This is a genomic window from Gordonia sp. UCD-TK1 (assembly GCF_001691435.1).
GTDB lineage: Bacteria > Actinomycetota > Actinomycetes > Mycobacteriales > Mycobacteriaceae > Gordonia > Gordonia hongkongensis.
Genome location: NZ_LZMP01000044.1, coordinates 1 through 17,066, shown reverse-complemented (window position 1 = coordinate 17,066; position 17,066 = coordinate 1). Strand labels below are relative to the sequence as shown.

12 protein-coding genes and 1 rRNA gene are annotated in these 17,066 nt (G+C 68.7%); all 13 read right to left on the bottom strand.

Annotated features, from left to right (window positions below):
- Positions 1-750: ribosomal RNA gene (locus A9310_RS19830) — 16S ribosomal RNA — on the bottom strand; the annotation flags it as partial.
- Positions 751-1,198: 448 nt separating this feature from the next.
- On the bottom strand, positions 1,199-2,533 hold the full coding sequence (gene tyrS / locus A9310_RS19825; protein WP_065632073.1) for a tyrosine--tRNA ligase: 1,335 nt from the start codon (positions 2,531-2,533) through the stop codon (positions 1,199-1,201).
- 59 nt (positions 2,534-2,592) lie between these two features.
- A complete protein-coding gene (locus A9310_RS19820) occupies positions 2,593-2,814 on the bottom strand; it encodes a Trm112 family protein (RefSeq protein ID WP_058253839.1) in 222 nt (73 codons plus the stop codon).
- 5 nt (positions 2,815-2,819) lie between these two features.
- A complete protein-coding gene (locus tag A9310_RS19815) occupies positions 2,820-5,816 on the bottom strand; it encodes an AMP-binding protein (protein ID WP_065632072.1) in 2,997 nt (998 codons plus the stop codon).
- Positions 5,817-5,911: 95 nt separating this feature from the next.
- Positions 5,912-7,384 carry an argininosuccinate lyase gene (argH, locus tag A9310_RS19810; protein ID WP_065632071.1) on the bottom strand — a complete coding sequence of 491 codons (1,473 nt, stop codon included), beginning with the start codon at positions 7,382-7,384 and terminating at the stop codon, positions 5,912-5,914.
- Positions 7,381-8,580, bottom strand: coding sequence for an argininosuccinate synthase (locus A9310_RS19805; RefSeq protein WP_058253842.1), 1,200 nt, complete (start codon positions 8,578-8,580; stop codon positions 7,381-7,383). Before A9310_RS19805 ends, argH begins: the two co-directional genes overlap by 4 nt.
- Positions 8,581-8,739: 159 nt before the next feature.
- Positions 8,740-9,246 (bottom strand): arginine repressor, encoded by a 507-nt coding sequence (locus A9310_RS19800; protein WP_010844368.1) that lies wholly within the window; start codon positions 9,244-9,246, stop codon positions 8,740-8,742.
- Between the two features lie 13 nt (positions 9,247-9,259).
- A complete protein-coding gene (gene argF / locus A9310_RS19795) occupies positions 9,260-10,183 on the bottom strand; it encodes an ornithine carbamoyltransferase (RefSeq protein WP_058253843.1) in 924 nt (307 codons plus the stop codon).
- Positions 10,180-11,373, bottom strand: coding sequence for an acetylornithine transaminase (locus A9310_RS19790; protein WP_065632070.1), 1,194 nt, complete (start codon positions 11,371-11,373; stop codon positions 10,180-10,182). Before A9310_RS19790 ends, argF begins: the two co-directional genes overlap by 4 nt.
- Entirely contained in the window at positions 11,370-12,287 is a 918-nt protein-coding gene (gene argB, locus A9310_RS19785) for an acetylglutamate kinase (RefSeq protein ID WP_065632069.1), read from the bottom strand. Before argB ends, A9310_RS19790 begins: the two co-directional genes overlap by 4 nt.
- Positions 12,284-13,546, bottom strand: a complete 1,263-nt coding sequence (gene argJ, locus A9310_RS19780; RefSeq protein WP_065632068.1) for a bifunctional glutamate N-acetyltransferase/amino-acid acetyltransferase ArgJ — start codon at positions 13,544-13,546, stop codon at positions 12,284-12,286. The genes argB and argJ overlap by 4 nt, the downstream gene beginning before the upstream one ends.
- Positions 13,543-14,592, bottom strand: a complete 1,050-nt coding sequence (argC, locus tag A9310_RS19775; RefSeq protein ID WP_065632067.1) for an N-acetyl-gamma-glutamyl-phosphate reductase — start codon at positions 14,590-14,592, stop codon at positions 13,543-13,545. The genes argJ and argC overlap by 4 nt, the downstream gene beginning before the upstream one ends.
- A gap of 58 nt (positions 14,593-14,650) precedes the next feature.
- A partial coding sequence (gene pheT, locus A9310_RS19770) for a phenylalanine--tRNA ligase subunit beta (RefSeq protein ID WP_065632066.1) occupies positions 14,651-17,066 on the bottom strand: 2,416 nt, incomplete at its 5' end.

Genomic DNA, 17,066 nt, shown 5'->3' with positions numbered 1-17,066 from the left:
CCACGCTTTCGCTCCTCAGCGTCAGTTACTACCCAGAGACCCGCCTTCGCCACCGGTGTTCCTCCTGATATCTGCGCATTTCACCGCTACACCAGGAATTCCAGTCTCCCCTGTAGTACTCAAGTCTGCCCGTATCGCCTGCACGCCTGCAATTGAGTTGCAGAATTTCACAGACGACGCGACAAACCGCCTACGAGCTCTTTACGCCCAGTAATTCCGGACAACGCTCGCACCCTACGTATTACCGCGGCTGCTGGCACGTAGTTGGCCGGTGCTTCTTCTCCAGGTACCGTCACTCACGCTTCGTCCCTGGTGAAAGAGGTTTACAACCCGAAGGCCGTCATCCCTCACGCGGCGTCGCTGCATCAGGCTTGCGCCCATTGTGCAATATTCCCCACTGCTGCCTCCCGTAGGAGTCTGGGCCGTGTCTCAGTCCCAGTGTGGCCGATCACCCTCTCAGGTCGGCTACCCGTCGTCGCCTTGGTAGGCCATTACCCCACCAACAAGCTGATAGGCCGCGGGCCCATCCCACACCGCGAAAGCTTTCCACCAACCACCATGCGACAGTTGGTCATATCCGGTATTAGACCCAGTTTCCCAGGCTTATCCCAGAGTGCAGGGCAGATCACCCACGTGTTACTCACCCGTTCGCCACTCGAGTACCCAGCAAGCTGGGCCTTTCCGTTCGACTTGCATGTGTTAAGCACGCCGCCAGCGTTCGTCCTGAGCCAGGATCAAACTCTCCATGAAAAAATGTAGAAACCAAACCAACCCGAAAGGCCGGCGTTTCAACACAAAATCTTCAACCAGGAAAGCAAAACCTGACCAAAATAATCCTCAAAAATCTGGCATCAAAGAATAAACTCATCAGCGTCACGCGACAATCAAAGCCGCGGACACATCATCCAAGCAAACCATCTGACACCACAATATGGCATCAAACAATCCACCAACACACTATCGAGTTCTCAAAGAACACACACCCACCAGACGCCTTCGATGTGAAGCCGGCTCCGATGAGCTCTCCCAGAGCGCGAAAAATACTCGCGATCTTGTTCTCGGGAGTGGCCCGCACAGGCGGCCTGAGCGAGTGGCTCGGTCACTTTTGCTTCCCCGGGGCTTGCGGCTCCGGGGGAGTTGCTCTCTGCGGTGCGTCGATTAAGTTACACAGGCGCGAACAACGCGTCAAATCGCCAGGTCAGAGGCCTAGTCTGGCGCCGGCGAAGCTCTTCTTGCCGCGACGCACCACCAACCACCGCCCGTGGAGCAGATCGGCGTCGGCCGGCTGCCACTCCGGGTCAGTGATCTTGGTGTTGTTCACGTAGGCGCCGCCCTCGGACACTGCACGGCGAGCAGCCTTGTTGGACTCCGACAGCTTCGTGTCGACCAGCAACTCGATGATCGTCGGACGGGCCTCGCCGTACTCGGCGATCGAGGTCTCCCCGACCGCGGCCGCGAGGGTCGCCTCGTCGAGTTCATCGAGCTCGGCCCGCCCGAACAGTGCCTGGCTGGCGAGTTGGACCGCATCGGTGTTGGCCTGACCGTGGATGAGGGTCGTCATCTCGGCGGCGAGTGTGCGCTGTGCGCGCCGCAGGTGCGGGGTCTCGGCGGTGGCACGTTCGAGTTCGTCGATCTCCTCGCGCCCCAGGAAGGTGAACCAGCGCAGGTAACGGATGACATCGGCGTCCGCCGTGTTCACGAAGTACTGGTACCAGGAGTAGGGGCTCGTCAGTTCCGGGTCGAGCCACAGACTGCCCCCACCCGTGGACTTGCCGAACTTCTTGCCGTCCGACGAGGTCACGAGCGGAACCGTCATCCCGTGCAGCGCCGAGCCGTCGAGTCGACGGGCCAGATCCACGCCGCCGACGATGTTGCCCCACTGGTCGGAACCACCGATCTGCAGCACACATCCGTACCGGCGGTTCAGTTCCACGAAGTCGTTCGACTGCAGGAGCAGGTAGCTGAACTCCGCGTAGCTCATGCCGTCGGCCTCGAGGCGTCGCTTCACCGTGTCGCGCGCGAGCATCACGTTCACCGAGAAGTGCTTACCCAGATCGCGGAGGAACTCGACCGCTGACAGCTTGCCGGTCCAGTCCAGGTTGTTCACCACCACGGCGCCCGTAGGGGTGTCGTCGATGTCGACGAACCGCCGAAGCTGCGTGTCGATTCGAGCGGCCCACTCGGCAACGGTGTCCGCCGAGTTCATCGTCCGCTCCCCCACGTCGCGGGGATCACCGATCAGACCGGTGGCACCGCCGGCGAGGACGATCGGACGGTGACCCGCCAGCTGGAAACGCTTGAGGGTCAGCAACGGGACGAGGTGGCCGGCGTGCAGACTCGCCGCCGTCGGGTCGAAGCCCGCGTACAACGTGACCGGTCCGTGCGCGAGCGCCTCCCCCAGTGCACCGAGATCGGTGGACTGGGCGATCAGCCCGCGCCATTGCAGTTCGTCGAGGATGTCGACGGTGGCGGGGACGGCAGTCGGCCGGGAGGACTCGGCCGGTCGGGGGGGTTCGACGTTGTCAGCACTCACCCCTCGATCTTGTCATCCGACGAGATCGAGGTGCGGTCGAGGTGACGCCCGCAGGCGGGCTACTCCGGCTGAGAACCGACGATGCGCTCGTGCTCGGCGTCGTCGACCGTGCGCGCCTCGTCGACGAGCATCACCGGGATGCCGTCGGAGTCGATGCGGTAGGCGACATGCAGCCGCGGGTTGTAGAGCTCGTCGCCGGCGTCGACCAGCGGACCGTGGTCCTGCGGGCAGGCCAGGCGTTCGCGCACGATCGGGTCGATGGCCTCAGCGCGTGTCGTCACCCGGATCAGCCTAGGGCATTGCGCGTCGAGGTCCCGCTCCAGTCCAGCTTCTCCGCCACGGTCCTCGTGTACCTGCGATAGCGCCCTTCGTCGTCGCGATACCAGACGCGCGCACCCGGTTTCGGAAGTCCGTCCTCGACCAGACCGGTGCTGAGCGGGCGGAACGATGCCGACTGCGGGATGTCGTCGACGACGTGGACGAGATGAGGGCGCTCCTCGGCCCGGTACTCCCCCAGCGCGATCCGCAGTTGTGTGACCGTGAGCGAGTCCGGCGTGACCCCGGGCCGGAGGGTCATCGCCGCGACGACGACCTGGCGCCCGGGTTCGCCGACCCCGTAGACGACGACCTGGTCGACGCTCTTCAGTCGGGACAGGGCGTGGGCGATCGGGGGGATGAACACCGGGCCGTCCGCGGTCCGGAGCACGCGGTCGGTCGCTCCGAGGAAGTACAGGTCGCCGTCGGCGTCGCGCACGAACAAGTGACCCGACACCTCCCACCGATCACGCGTCGTGAAGACGTCGCGGAGCACCGTCCCGTTGGTGTCGAACTTGTGCTTGGCCTTGGCGAGGAGCAGACCGGGCTCCCCCGTCTCCGCCCGGCGGACGAAGCCCGAGTCGTCGATGAGCAACCGGTCGCCGACGATGTCGTAGGCCGCGACCTCGACGGGGTTCGTCTCCGGCAGTGGCCGGCCGACGGAGGACAACTTGTCCCCGGAGACGTTCGCGAGGATCGCCGAGCCGTCGGCGGTCGCGAAGAACTCGAGGATGCGCGCGCGGGGGAAACTCGAGCACACGTCCTCCCAGAGTCCCGCCGACATACCCGAGCCCATGAACAACCGGATCGGGTTGTGCTGGTTGATGTGGAAGTCGGGGTCGCGAACGATGCCGCTGAGCATCGACCAGGTGTAGGACACGACGGTGATGCCGTAGCGCTGCACCTCGACGGCGAAGTTCGTGGGATCGATGCCGTTCGACAGCGCGATCCTCGACCGCCCGACCACCGTCGCCCCCAGGGTCGTGAGCAGCCCCGACGCGTGGTGCAGCGGCGGCAGGCAGTACACGGTGTCGCGGTCGGTGAGCGCCGCCGCGGCCGCGGCGCCGAAGGCCGACATCGCGAACCGGTGGTTGGTCACCGGCCATGGAACGAGCTTGCCGTAAGCCCGGCTGAACAGGATGAACGCGAGGTCACCCGCGAGGCCGGGGTCGGGCCGGTACCAGGTCGGCATCACGACTTCGTCGGGATCGATGCGTTCCATGTCGACGATCGAGGTGCCGTCCGCACCGTCGATCGCCCGGGAGTCGCCACTGCCGCCGCCGAGCACCAGGACACGGTCAGAGGCGGCACTGGCGAGATCGAGATTGGTGGGGTCGGTGACGATGACCGAACTGTCGGCGAGCCGCATCATCTCGCGGACGTCGGCGTCCGCGGCGAGCAGCACCGCCACCGCGCCCAGACGCGAGAGCGCCGCGATGACGACCAGGGCGCTCGGCCGGGTGTCCATCAGGACGCCGATGTGCTGACCGGGGCGGATGCAGCAGTCGACCAGCCCGGCCACCACGTTGTCGATACGCGTGTTCACCTGGGCGTGGGTGAGCACACGGTTCTCGAAAAGGAACAGTTCCTTGTCGCCGCCGCGCTTGGTGTTCTCGGCCATCAGCTTCGACAGGGAGATGCGCGTCCCGCTCTGGATCTGTCCCAGCCGGAACAGTCGGGGGACGGTCCGCACCGACTCCGAGGCGACCGCCCGCGAGGTGCGCTGCAGGGAGTTGGCCAGGCCGAGCAACTCGCGTGAGGCGGCGGTGCCGGCGTCGGCCACCGACCCCACACCGTGCGTGAGTCGCGACGACAGGCTGACCCCGCCGCCGTGACCCGGCTCGACGAGCGACATCTCGGAGACGAGTTCGGGGCGCGGACCGTTGTCGGAGAGCCAGTTCACCCAGTCGGAGGTCGTCGGCCAGGTGTGTTCACCGGCCGCGCTGCCGACCACGAGTCCGAAATGTCCGGCCGGCAGGGTGGATTCGTACACCTCCGCGTCGGGCGCGGCGCGGACGATGCCCCGTACCGCCGCCGGTTGCCCGATGTCGTCGGCATCGCCCACGAACGCGAGCACCGGGCAGGTGATCTCGGCGAGGGACACCAGATCGCCGTTGATCACGAAGCCGCCGGAGACCATGCGGTTGTGCGCCACGAACTGCCGGAGCAGCTCGGCGATCGCCGGGCCGGACCATGCGACCCAGCCGTCGGCCTCCAGGAAGCGGCGCTGGTCCTCCCGTGGGAGCAGCGCCTCACGATCGTGCAGACGGCGCAGGAAGTCGATGCGGCTGCGCACCGTCTTCACCGGATCCAGGAGCTGGAAGCCGGTGCGCGCCATCCAATCCCGCACCCAGAGATTGCGTGAGAACGCCTTGTCGGCCAGGAACTCGGCCGCCGGGGCCACCAGTCCCGCGGGCAGCCCCAGGGGCAGTGCGGCGAGGACGTCGACGGGGCTGCCGAACGTGATCAGACTCGCGATCCCTTTGGACCGGCGGTAGGCCGCGGTCTGGTAGGCGAACATCCCGCCCTGCGAATACCCGGCGAGGTGGATGTCACGGCCGGTCGCCTCGACGATCAGGTCGATCGCGTGGCTGATCGCGACCACGTGGTCGGCGAGATTCCGTTCCATCCCGCCTTCTTCGGAGTCGGGTGACCCGAAGTCGACGACCCACGGCGTGATGCCGTTGCGGTGCAGAATCGACACCGCTCCGTTGTGCTCGGTGACGTCATAGACGTTGGCCGACACCATCATCGGCGGCACCAGGACGATGTTCGGGCCGGTCGACGGATCGTTCGGGAAATACCGACGCAGCCGGAACATCTTGTGTGTCTCGACGACCGCGAAAGGCGCCGGTTCGGTACCGGTCTCCAGTCCACCGAACCGCAGCACCTCGAGGCCGTTCTGCGCGGTGGCCAACACCCTGCCGACCGCCCCCACGAGATCGGGGCCCCCGTCCCACACCGCCATCGTGTCGATCCTCCCGTCGTCGGTGTACCGGCCTCACCAGCGCGTTGACTGACGCGGCGCCGGTGACACAGGTCACTGTACCCAGTCGTGCGGAATCAGCGGCGCCCGCCGTGCCCAGCGGTCCAGCGTGTCCGGAGATCGGCGGTCTGGGCCGTGACGACGTCGATCTGCCTCCGGACCTGTCCGGGTGCGGTGCCGCCGTGCGCGTTGCGCGACTCGACCGAACCGCGGACGGTCAGGACGTCACGCACCGCCGGCGTCAACGCCGGATGGACACCGGCCAGCGTCGCGTCGTCGAGTTCGTCCAGGCCGACGCCCCGGGACTCGGCCTCGCGGACACAAGCACCCGCGGCCTCGTGCGCCACCCGAAACGGCACGCCCTGTCGGACCATCCATTCGGCGATGTCGGTGGCCAGGGTGAAACCCGCCGGCGCGAGTTCCGCCATGCGATCGGTGTGAAACTCCAGCGTGGCGACCAGGCCGGTCACCGCGGGCAGCAACAGCTCCAGTTGGGCCACCGCGTCGAAGACCGGTTCCTTGTCCTCCTGCAGATCCCGGTTGTAGGCCAGCGGTTGCGCCTTCAGTGTCGCCAGCAGTCCGGTGAGGTCGCCGATGAGACGACCGGCCTTGCCGCGCACGAGTTCGGCGACGTCCGGGTTCTTCTTCTGCGGCATGATCGAGCTGCCGGTGGACCACGCGTCGGCCAGCGTCACGTAGCCGAATTCCGGTGTGCTCCAGATGATCACCTCTTCGGACAACCGGGAGAGGTCGACTGCGATCATCGCGAAGACGAACGCGGCCTCCGCGGCGAAGTCGCGCGATGAGGTGGCATCGATCGAGTTCTCCGCGGGTGCGTCGAAGCCCAGGTCGGCGGCGATCGCCGCCGGATCGAGGCCCAGGGAGGAGCCGGCCAGGGCGCCGGAACCGTAGGGCGACACCGCGGTTCGACGATCCGCGTCGGCGAGCCGGTCGATGTCGCGCAGGAGTGGTTGCGCGTGCGCCAGCAGATGGTGCCCCAGCAGGACCGGCTGTGCGGCCTGCAGGTGCGTCTTGCCCGGCATGATCGCGTCGGGATGGGCCGCCGCCTGTGCGGTGAGCGCGTCGACGACGTCGAGCAGGCCCAACGCGACCCGCCGCATGGCGGCGCGCAGCCACATCCGGAACAGGGTCGCGACCTGGTCGTTGCGTGAGCGCCCCGCGCGTAACCGGCCCCCGAGTTCGGGACCGACGCGCTCGATCAGGCCACGCTCGAGGGCGCCGTGGACGTCCTCGTCGGACTCGGCCGGCCCGAAGCTGCCGTCGGCGACATCGGCGGCCAGGCGATCGAGCCCGTCGAGCATTCCGGTGAGGTCTTCGGCGGTGAGCAGCCCGGCCTTGTTCAGCACCCGTGCATGCGCTTTGGACGCCTCGATGTCGAACGGGGCCAGGGCCCAGTCGAAATGGGTCGACTTGCTCAGCGCGGCCATCGCCTCCGCCGGTCCACCGGCGAAGCGACCGCCCCAGAGCGAACCCTGGTTGGTCGTCCCGCCGGTCTCCGGGCCGCTGCCGCCGCCGGTGCCCGCACTCACAGATTCAGGTCCCGCTTCGCGGCGATCTTCGACGACAGGCCGTGCAGCTCGACGAAGCCGCGGGCCGCGGACTGATCGAAGGTGTCGCCCTCGTCGTAGGTCGCGAGGTTGAAGTCGTAGAGCGACTCCGAGCTGCGGCGGCCGGTCGCGGCGATCGTGCCGCCGTGCAGGGTCAGCCGGATCTCGCCGGTCACGTGCTCCTGCGTGGAGGCGACGAACGCGTCCAGCGACCGCTTCAGCGGCGAGAACCAGAGACCGTCGTACACCAGCTCGGCCCACTTCTGGTCGGTGCCGCGCTTGTAGCGGCCGAGCTCGCGCTCGATGGTCACGTGCTCGAGTTCTTCGTGTGCGCGGATGAGAACCATGGCGCCGGGCGCCTCGTAGACCTCGCGGCTCTTGATGCCCACCAGGCGGTCCTCCACCACGTCGAGGCGTCCGACGCCCTGGGCGCCGGCCCGACGGTTGAGTTCCTGGATCGCCTCGAGGACGCTCACCGGGCGGCCGTCGATGCTGACCGGGCGGCCCTTGTCGAAGCCGATGATGACCTCGTCAGGCGAGTTCCAGTTGACGGTGGGGTCTTCGGTGTAGTCGTAGACGTCCTTGGTCGGCGCGTTCCACAGGTCCTCGAGGAAGCCGGTCTCGACGGCGCGTCCCCACACGTTCTGGTCGATCGAGAACGGCGACTTCTTGGTCACGTTGATCGGGATGTCGTTCTCCCCGGCGAAGGCGATCGCCTTCTCGCGGGTCCAGGCGTAGTCGCGGACCGGCGCGAGCACCTGCAGATCGGGCGCCAGGGTGGCGAAACCGACTTCGAAGCGGACCTGGTCGTTGCCCTTGCCGGTGCATCCGTGGGCGACGACGGTGCCGCCGTGATCACGGGCGGCCGTGACCAGGTGCTTGGCGATCAGCGGGCGCGACAGCGCCGAGACGAGCGGATAACGGTCCATGTAGAGAGCGTTCGAGGTGATCGCGCCGAGGCAGTACTCGTCGGCGAACTCGTCGCGGGCATCGACCACGACGGCCTCGACCGCGCCGCAGTCGAGTGCGCGCTGGCGGATGACCTCCATGTCCTCGCCGCCCTGACCGAGGTCGAGTGCCACGGCGACGACCTCTTTGCCGGTCTCCTTCTGGATCCAGCTGATCGCGACCGAGGTGTCCAAGCCGCCCGAGTATGCGAGTACGACACGTTCTGCCATGAGGTGAAGCTCCTGTTCTGCGCGATGACCGAGTCCATCATCGGCCCCGGTGTTCCGACGACACCGCCCGGGTATCCGGTTGGCGGCGTCTCGGCTGTTCGTTTGGTGTGGTCTGCCGGTTCCGCGGAGGCGGACCCGAGAATGTCGATGCGGCGAGGGTTACACGAGGCCCTCGATCCGGCGGGCGAGTTCCGCTCCGTCGAGCGGCTCGCGCGCAACGACGAAGATCGTGTCGTCCCCGGCGATCGTCCCCACGACGTCGGGCAGGCGCGCCCGGTCGAGCGCAGCCGCCAAGTAGTGCGCGGCGCCCGGGGGCGTTCGCAACACCGCGAGGTTGCCACTGCTGTCGGTCGAGACCAGGAGGTCCGACACGAGCCGGCCGAGCCGGTCGGTGCCGCCGGACACCCCGCGGACGGGCGAACCGTCTTCGGGCACCACGTAGACCCCGGCGCCGCCGTCCGCGGCCCGGAGCTTCACGGCCCCGAGCTCGTCGAGGTCGCGTGACAGGGTGGCCTGGGTGGCGTCGACGCCCTCCTCGGCGAGCAACCGCTGCAGCTCCGACTGGCTGCGTACCTGATGCGTGGACAGGATCTCGATGATGCGCGCATGACGCCCCGCCCGGGTGGCGGCGAGGCGGCTCTCCGAGGGTTCGGCTCCGGCGGTCATCGTGGGTGTCCGCTCACTGGTGGTCCAGCAGCCAGATCAGCAGCGCCTTCTGCGCATGCAGGCGGTTCTCCGCCTCGTCGAACACGACGCTGCGGGGTCCGTCGATCACCGAGGCGGTGATCTCGTCGCCACGATGGGCCGGCAGGCAGTGCAGCACGATCGCATCATCGGCGGCATGCATGAGCAGGTCATCGTTGATCTGGTACGGCCGGAACGGCGCCGTGCGGTCCTTTCCGTCATCCTCCTGCCCCATGGACACCCAGGTGTCGGTCACCAGGACGTCGGCCCCCGTCGCGGCGGCGACGGGGTCGGTCTCGAGCGTCACCGAGCCGCCGGTCTGCGCGGCACGCTTCTCGGCGTCGGCGATCACCGCCGGGTCCGGCTGGAAGCCGTCCGGTGAGCTGAGGACGACGTGCATGCCGGCCGTGACGCCGCCGAGCGCCAGCGAATGCGCCATGTTGTTCGCGCCGTCACCCAGGTACGTCATCGTCAGGCCCGCCGGCTGGCCCTTGTGCTCGGCGATCGTCTGCAGGTCGGCGAGCACCTGGCAGGGGTGGAACTCGTCGGACAGCGCGTTGACGACCGGGACGGTGGCGGTCGAGGACAGCGCCTCGAGCCGGTCCTGCCCGAACGTCCGCCACACGATGGCGTCGACGAAGCGGGACAGGACCAGGCCGGTGTCCTCCAGGGTCTCCTCGCGGCCGAGCTGGGTCGTCCGGCCGTCGACGACGACCGCATGACCGCCGAGCTGGGCGATGCCGACCTCGAACGAGAACCGGGTGCGCGTGGAGTTCTTGTCGAAGATCACCCCGACCCCGCGGGGGCCCTCCAGCGGCCGGAAGTCGAACGGCTTCGCCTTGACCTCGGCCGCGAGTGCGAGCACCTCGGCCTGCTCGGCCGGGGTCAGGTCGTCGTCGCGCAGGAAATGTCTGGTCATGGCTTGTCCCCCTCGTTCGATGTGGCGGCGGTGTCGAGCAGTGTCGGTAGCGCGCGCACGAAATCCTGTCCCTGCTCCTCGGCGAGGATCAGCGGCGGGGCCAGGCGCAGGACGTCGGGCGCGGGTGCGTTGATCAAGAACCCCGCGTCCCGGGCGGCGGCCTCGACGCGCTGCGAGAGCGGCTGCGTCAGCACGACACCGAGCAACAGGCCGGATCCACGCACATGCGAGACCAGCGGATGCTGCAGGTCCTCGATGCCGGTCGCGATCGACTTCCCCACCGCGGCAACGGAATCGAGGAGACCGTCGGCTTCGATGACCCTCAGGACGGCCAGCGCGGCGGCCGCACTGACCGGATTGCCACCGAAAGTGGTGCCGTGCTGGCCCGGCCCGAACAGGTCGGCCGCCGGGCCGGTGGCGATGCACGCGCCGATGGGGAGGCCACCGCCCAATCCCTTCGCAAGCGTCATCACATCGGGGACCACGCCCACCTGCTGATGGGCGAAGAACGTACCGGTGCGGGCGACGCCGGTCTGCACCTCGTCGAGAATCAGCAGCGCGCCGCGCTCCTCGGTGATCCGGCGAGCGGCCGCCAGGTAGTCGGCCGGGGGCACGACGACGCCGGCCTCGCCGAGGATCGGTTCGAGGATCACCGCGGCGGTCTGGTCGGTGACCATGGCGTCGAGCGCGTCGACGTCACCGTAGGGAACGAACCGGACGCCCGGCGGCATCGGTTCGAACGGAGTGCGTTTGGCGGGCTGACCGGTCATCGCGAGCGCACCCATGGTGCGTCCGTGGAAGGCCTGCTCCGCCGCGACGATCTCGGGCCGTCCGGTCCGTCGGGCCAGTTTGAACGCGGCCTCGTTCGCCTCGGTGCCGGAGTTGCAGAAGAACACGCGACCCGGATGGCCGAACCGGCCGAGCAACGCCTCGGCGAGTTCGACGACGGGCGGGGCGATGTACAGATTCGACACGTGCCCGAGCGTCTGGAGCTGGCGGGTGACCGCGTCGACAATCGCCGGGTGGGCGTGGCCGAGGGCGTTCACCGCGATCCCGCCGAGCAGGTCGAGGTAGCGCTTGCCATCGGCGTCGGTGACATACGCTCCCGAGCCCTCCACCAGGGCGATCGGGGGTGTGCCGTAGTTGTTCATCAGCGACTGTGCCCAGCGCTGCTGCAGTGGCGCGGTCATGCGTCCTCCTCAGGCGCGACGACGGTGGTGCCGGTCGAGCTCTCGGTCAACAGTTCGGCCAGTACGGAATGGACGACACGCCCGTCGATCACGTGTGCGCGGTCGACGCCGCCGGTGACGGCGCGCAGGCAGGCCTCCATCTTGGGGACCATGCCGGAATCCAGCGACGGCAACAGCGCGGTGAGTGTGTCGGTGTCGATCTGGGACACTAGGGATCCGCGGTCGGGCCAGTCCGTGTACAGGCCTTCGACATCGGTCAGCATCACCAGCCGGGACGCCCCCAGCGCCTCGGCGAGAGCACCGGCCGCGGTGTCGGCGTTGATGTTGTGCACCACCCCGTCGCGGTCCGGCGCGATCGTCGAGACGACCGGGATGCGGCCGGCGGCAACCAGATCCAGCACCGCCGAGGTGTTGACCGACGCGATGTCGCCGACGAGACCGATGTCGGTGGGAACACCCTCGACGAGCACCGTGCGCCGCGTCGCGGTGAACAGGTGGGCATCCTCACCGGTGATGCCGACGGCATACGGTCCGTGCGAGTTGATCAGCCCCACGAGCTCCCGCCCGACCTGACCGAAGAGAACCATGCGGGCGACGTCCATGACCTCGGGGGTCGTCACCCGGAAACCGCCCTTGAACTCACCCGAGAGTCCCAGTCGCTTCAGCATCGCCGAGATCTGCGGGCCACCACCGTGAACCACCACGGGATGCATGCCGCAGGCGCGCAGAAAGACCATGTCCGCCGCGAACGCCTTCTTCAACTCGTCGTCGATCATGGCGTTGCCGCCGTACTTGACGACGACGGTCGCACCGGCGAGTCGCTGCAGCGCGGGCAGGGCCTCGGCGAGGACCTTCGCCTTGGCCAGGCCGGCCGCTGGGTCGATCGGGTGGACGCCCGACGTCGTCTCGCTCATGACGAATACGCCGAGTTCTCTTCGACGTACGCATGGGAGAGGTCGGTGGTCCGGACACTGGCCGCCGACTCTCCCAGCTTCAGGTCGACGACGACGGCGATGTCGGGGCCGGACAGGTCCACATCTCGCGCGCCCTCGACCCCGAAACCGTTCTCGCACACCGGGTTGCCGTTGAACGACACCGCGATCCGGTCGGGATCGACGGTCACCGGCGACGCGCCGACCGCGGCGAGTACCCGCCCCCAGTTCGGATCCGACCCGAACAGGGCGGTCTTCACCAGCGAATCTCGCGCGACGGCACGGGCGACGGTCAGGGCGTCGTCCTCGGTGTGCGCGCCGGTGACCGTGATCACGACCCGCTTCGTGACCCCCTCGGCGTCGGCCATCATCTGGGCGGCGAGATCGTCGCAGACAGCGAACACCGCGTCGTCGAGATCGGTCTGCTCGACCGGGATCTGGCTGGCGCCCGAACTCAGCAGCAGAACCGTGTCGTTCGTCGAGCACGAGCCGTCGATGTCGAGCCGGTCGAAGGTGCGTGCCGTCGCCCTGCGCAAGGCGGTGTCGAGCTGCTCGGCGGTGGCCACCGCGTCGGTCGTGAGCACGACCAGCATCGTCGCCAGCGACGGTGCCAGCATTCCGGCGCCCTTGCCCATGCCGCCGACGTTCCACCCCTGCGGGTGGTGCAGCGCAGCCTGTTTGGGGACGGTGTCGGTGGTCATGATCGCGTGCGCCGCGTCGGTGCCGCCGGACAGGCCGCCGCCCATGTCCTGGACGATCTCGGTGACCCCGGCGAGGACCTTGTCCATCGGCAGCCGGTCGCCGATCAGTCCGGTGGAGCACACCGCGACCTCCACGGCGCCCGTGCTGGTCCCCCAGTTGCTGAGCGCGTCGGCCACCGCCTCCGCGGTCTTGTGGGTGTCCTGGAAGCCGCCCGGTCCGGTACAGGCGTTCGCGCCGCCGGAGTTGAGGATCACGGTGCGCAGCCGGCCGGTGGTGAGGACCTGCTGTGACCACAGCACCGGTGCCGCCTTCACCTGGTTGCGGGTGAAGACGCCGGCGGCGGAGTGGTCGGGGCCCTCGTTGAAGACGAGTGCGAGGTCGAGCGCGCCCGACGCCTTGATGCCCGCCGCGATTCCGGCGGCCCGGAACCCCAGGGGCGCGGTGACGCCCTGGTTCCGCACGAGCCGCGGGTGATCTCCGGGAGCGCCGCCCTCGATCCGGTCCTGCTCTGTTTCCGCGCTGCCCTGCGATCCGGTCACGGTGCCACTCCCACGGTGCTCAGTCCCTCGTTCTCGGTCCAGCCCAGCGCCAGGTTCATCGATTGGACCGCGGCGCCGCCGGTCCCCTTGGTCAGGTTGTCGACCGCGCCGACGACCACGAGGGTCTGTGCGCGTTCGTCGACGGTCACGCCGAGCTGGACGGCGTTGGAGCCGATCACCGAACCGGTGGCAGGCAGCCGCCCCTCCGGCAGCACGTGCACGAATTCCTCGTCCGCATAGGCCTTCTCGTAGACCGCCCGGGCCTCCTCCGCGGTGGCCCCGGTGCGCGCGGTGCACGTCGCGAGGATGCCGCGGGCCATCGGGGCGAGGATGGGCGTGAACGAGACGGTCACCGGCTGTTCCGCGGCGGCCGAGAGCGCCTGGGAGATCTCCGGCGTGTGCCGGTGGACCCCGCCCACGCCGTAGGCCCGCGCGGACCCGATGACCTCGGACGCCAGCAGGTCGACCTTGGGCGACCGTCCGGCACCCGATGCCCCGCTCACCGCGACGACGGTCACGTGCGGATCGGCGATGCCCGCGGCGATGGCCGGGAGCAACGACAGGATCGACACCGTCGGATAGCAACCGGGCACCGCGATCCGGCTCGCGTCCCGGAGCGTCTCCCGGTTGCCGGGCAACTCGGGCAGACCATACGGCCAGGTCCCGGCATGGTCTCCGCCGTAGTACGACGTCCATTCACCGGCGTCGCGCAACCGGAAGTCGGCCCCGCAGTCGATGATCAGCGTCGTCGGCGGCAGGGCACCGGCGATCACCGCGGATGCGCCATGCGGCAGGCCCAGGAAGACGACGTCGTGTCCGGCGAGGATCTCCGGTGTCGTGTCCTCCAGGACCCGGTCGGCCAGCGGGAGCAGATGGGGATGGTGCGCACCCAGGAGCGTCCCGGCATTGCCACCCGCGGTGAGCGCGCCGATCTCGAGTTCGCCGGATCGCAGACGGGGGTGCCCGCACAGCAACCGGAGTATCTCGCCACCCGCGTAGCCGCTCGCGCCGGCCACCGCCACCCTCACCTTGCTTGTCGAAGCCATGTGATCATTATGCAGCAGGCTGCAAATCAATTCACGGCGGGGTGACACGCCGATGGGGTCAGCGGAGACGGGCCCCCACCCGCGCGGCGGCTGCATCGACGGCGGCCAGCTTGGCCTCGTTGGCCTCGTCCTCGGTGAGGGTACGGTCCGGGGCGCGGAACCGCAGCGAGAACGTCAACGATTTGTTGCCCGCGCCGACCTGTTCACCGGTGAAGACGTCGAACAATGCGATGTCCTCGAGCAGGTCGCCGGCCCCCTCACGAAGCGCCTTCTGGACGTCCGCAGCCGGGACCTCCCCTCCGACGACGACGTTGACGTCCTGCAGGACCGCGGGGAACACCGACACCGACGGCGCCGGGAGTCGCGCGTCCAAGGGCAGTGCGTCGATGTCGATCTCCACCGCGCACGTCCGCTTCGGCAGATGGGCCCGCTCGAGCACCGCGGGGTGGAGTTCGCCGGCGTAACCGACCGTGCGGCCGTCGACCGTCAGCCGCGCGCAGCGGCCGGGATGCCACGGGCGCTGATCGTCGGCGGTGAGCTCGACGGTCACCCCCGCCGCGCGACCGATCGTGCGCGCCGCCTCGAAGGCATCGAGGTGGTCGGCGGCGCGTCCCGGACCCCAGGGGCCCGCGGGATCGCGCAGTCCGGTGAGGACGACGCCGACGTGCAGCGGCTGATGGGGCAGCGAGGCGTCGAGCGCCGCGATCTCCTCGTCGGTCGGGCGGCGCGTGACGTCGAGCGCGTCCACCGCGGCGACGTGATCGCCGGCGATGACGACCTGACCGATGGTGAACAGCGACAGATCCCGCTGACCGCGTGCGATGTTGCGGGCTGCCATCTCGAGTAGCCCCGGGAGCAACGTCGTGTTGAGCTCGGGACGATCGGATTCGAGTGGGTTGAGGACCTTCACGGTGCGCCGGCGCTCATCGTCGGCGGGCAGGTCCCAGAGGTCGAACACGCCGGCCGGCATGAACGGATACGGCAGGACCTCGACGTAGCCGTCGAGCGCGAGGGTGCGTCCCACGCTGCGCCGGCGTCGCTGAACCGGGGTGAGTCCGGTGCCGCCGGGCGCGCGCGGAACCACGGCGGGGATGTCCTCCAAGCCCTCCAGGCGCAGGACCTCCTCGACCAGGTCGGCGCGTTGCCGCAGGTCGGGTCGCCACGAGGGCGGGAACACGTCCAGCTCGTCGGTCCCGGTCACCACGCAACCGACCTCGGTCAGCCGCGTCAGGGTGGTTCCCGGCGGATAGCTGACGCCCGCGACCCGGTCCGGTTCGTCGGCAGCGATGGCGATGGTCGACCTGATCGGGGTATGGACATGGGTCTCGGACAGCGGTGAGGCGATGCGTCCGCCGGCGATCTCGACGATCAGCCGGGCGGCGCGGTCGGAGGCCACCGCGGTGATCTCGGGGTCGACGATCCGCTCGAACCGCTTGCTGGCCTCGGAGGTCAGCTTGTGGCGCTTCGCGGTGCGGAAGACCCGAACCGGATCGAAGGTCGCCGACTCCAGCAGCACCGTCGTCGTCTCGAGACCCACCTCGGTGCTCGCGCCGCCCATGACACCGGCGAGGGCGATCGGTCCGGTCTCGTCGGCGATCAGCACATCCTCGGGGTCGAGGATGCGAACGGTGTCGTCGAGGGTGGTGAGCTTCTCCCCCGGCTGGGCCGACCGGACCGTGACGGCTCCGGTGACACGGTCGGCGTCGAAGGCGTGCAGCGGCTGACCGAGTTCGATCATGACGTAGTTGGTGATGTCGACGATCGCGGAGATGGGGCGGATACCGGCGACCATGAGCCGCTTCTGCATCCACCACGGGGAGATCGCAGTCGGGTCCACACCGGTGATGACCCGAGCGGTGTAGCGGATCGCCCCAGAGTTCTCGTCGATGGCGACCGGCCACGCCGGGGCCGACCCGTCGTCCGCCAGGTCCGCGGCCCGGAGTCCGGGATCGACGAACGGGACCCCGAAGCTGCCCGCGAGCTCGCGGCCCAGGCCGCGCACCGAGAACGCGTAGCCGCGGTCGGGGGTGACGTTGACGTCGATCGCCGCGTCGGCGAGTCCCAGCACCTCGCGGGCGTCCGCGCCCGGTTCGGCGGTCCCGGGCGCGAGCACGAGGATGCCGCTGTGATCGGTGCCGATACCCAGCTCGGAGACCGAGCAGATCATGCCGTCGGACACCCGGCCGTAGGTCTTGCGCGAGGCGATCTCGAAGGGACCGGGGAGCACGACCCCCGGCAGCGCGGCGACGATCAGATCACCCTCGGTGAAGTTGCGTGCACCACAGACGATTCCGCGGGGCTCATCCTCACCGACGGCGACCGTGCAGAACCGGATCGGCTTCTTGAACTCGGTGAGCTCCTCGATCGTCTCTACTCGACCGATCACCAGCGGTCCGGTGATCTCCGGGAACGCCTCGATGTCCTCGATCTCGAACCCGACACGGACGAAACCGGCGTCGATCTCATCGGTGGTT